This window comes from Pseudemcibacter sp. (assembly GCF_965661635.1).
Lineage (GTDB): Bacteria > Pseudomonadota > Alphaproteobacteria > Sphingomonadales > Emcibacteraceae > Pseudemcibacter.
Genome location: NZ_CBFIEP010000087.1, coordinates 1 through 1,816, shown reverse-complemented (window position 1 = coordinate 1,816; position 1,816 = coordinate 1). Strand labels below are relative to the sequence as shown.

Genomic DNA, 1,816 nt, shown 5'->3' with positions numbered 1-1,816 from the left:
TCATCTTGTTTATCCCTGCTTTATACTTCTGCCTGACGACGGCCAAACCCTGCACTTTGTGACGGAGTACGTCTTAATTGCTGAGCTTGATGTTGGAATACTATTCTTCTGAAATTCTTCTCAAGTCTGTCACTTACATATTCCCATAAATCTGCTATTTCTTCTGCTGATTTTGATTTTGGGTTAATTTCCATAACTGTACGACCATCAATCATGCTTGATGCAAAATCCGTACGTTGGTGAATTGTGGTCGGGGAAACTGTACCATGCTGCGATAATGCAATTGCTGCATCACTAGTAATGCGTGCTCTTGGTGTCGCTGAATTGATCACAAACATAAACGGTTTATCACTTCTATCAGCAAGCTCAACAGTCGCTCCGGCTGCCCTTAAATCATGTGGACTAGGACGTGTTGGAATAACAATTAAATCTGAAACTGAAATTACACTTTGAATAGCAAGTGTAATCGCATGTGGGGTATCAATAATCGCCAGTTTAAAACCTTGTTCACGCAATTGATCCAGATCAGAAAGCAATCTTGATACATTGGTCTGCGCAAATGCCGGGGTTGGCGCTTCGCGTTCGTTCCACCAGGCCGTTAAACTTCCTTGTGGGTCGGTATCAACCAAAACAACTGGCCCCGCTCCTGCAAGTTCGGCTTGTACGGCTAAATGTCCGCTTAAAGTCGTTTTACCCGACCCGCCCTTTTGTGATGTAACTGCTAATACTCGCATATTCTAACCCCGAGGTTTAAGTTTACTAAAATCTGTAACGGCTTGGTTTTTCGTTAATCCCAAATGTTACGCTATAGTGTAATTATGCATGGAAGTTGTTAATAAATAGTAAAACGAACACTTACAGTTAATAAGATAAGTGTTTGAAAACAAAACATAAAAATTTATTTTTATTGCTAATTTTAACTAAATAGGGGCGGATTTAATCTATATTTAATTGAATATTAACCCTTTGAAGACCTCTAACGGAATTACACAAATAGACCTCATCAGCCGATTTTAGATCAGAAATCTTAAGTTTTTTTTCTATCGTCTTAAAATTCTCATCATCCAGTAAATGATCTCGGTATATACCAGGTAATAATCCACATTCAATCGGCGGTGTATAATATAAACCATCTTTTTTTATGAAAATATTAGTAAAACTACCTTCAGTAACTTCTTTCTTCTCGTTCAAAAAAATAACATCAAAACAATTTGTTAGTTTACGGTATTTAGCAAGCTCACTTTGGTAAAAATTTCGTTCTGTTGTTTTATGAAAGTAAAATGGATTTTCACTATCTATTGAAGATGAGGACAACACGGCAAGGGGTATAACTTCTTCATTCATTTCAATTATCTTTTCAGAAGTAATAGTCACATTTCCCTCTTTGGATAACAACAACCGAACTTTAAAAAATTCATTTTCATTACAGTTTAATAATTCGGCATGTTCTACTAATTCTGCTCTAACATCATCAATATTTATATTAAACAAATAATAATTTGCCGAATTATTTAATCTTTCAAGGTGCTTTTCAAGAAATGGGTATCCCTGGGTCGGTGAATATTTTAAACTTTCAATAAGGTCGAAACGAGGATGGTTATTGGTATCAAATGATGCTTTTAATAAACATTCGTTATATTCTTCTTCTGCGTTTGAATCGGCAACAATAGCCCCACCAAGACCAAGTTCACCTTGGCCTTCTTTATTAATCGTCATCGTTCTAATTGGGACACTAAAACACATATCACCTTGCGGCGTAAAATAACCAATCGCCCCCGTATAAATTCCTCTTTGATGATCTTCAAGTTCATCAATA

2 protein-coding genes are annotated in these 1,816 nt (G+C 36.3%); both read right to left on the bottom strand.

Annotation, left to right across the window (positions count from 1 at the left end; all coding sequences use genetic code 11):
• Positions 1 to 20: 20 nt before the first annotated feature.
• Positions 21 to 734 carry an AAA family ATPase gene (locus ACTF6W_RS06170; protein WP_438993673.1) on the bottom strand — a complete coding sequence of 238 codons (714 nt, stop codon included), beginning with the start codon at positions 732 to 734 and terminating at the stop codon, positions 21 to 23.
• A 202-nt stretch (positions 735 to 936) separates the two neighbouring features.
• The coding region (locus ACTF6W_RS06165) for an aminotransferase class IV (RefSeq protein WP_438993672.1) at positions 937 to 1,816 on the bottom strand (880 nt) is incomplete at its 5' end.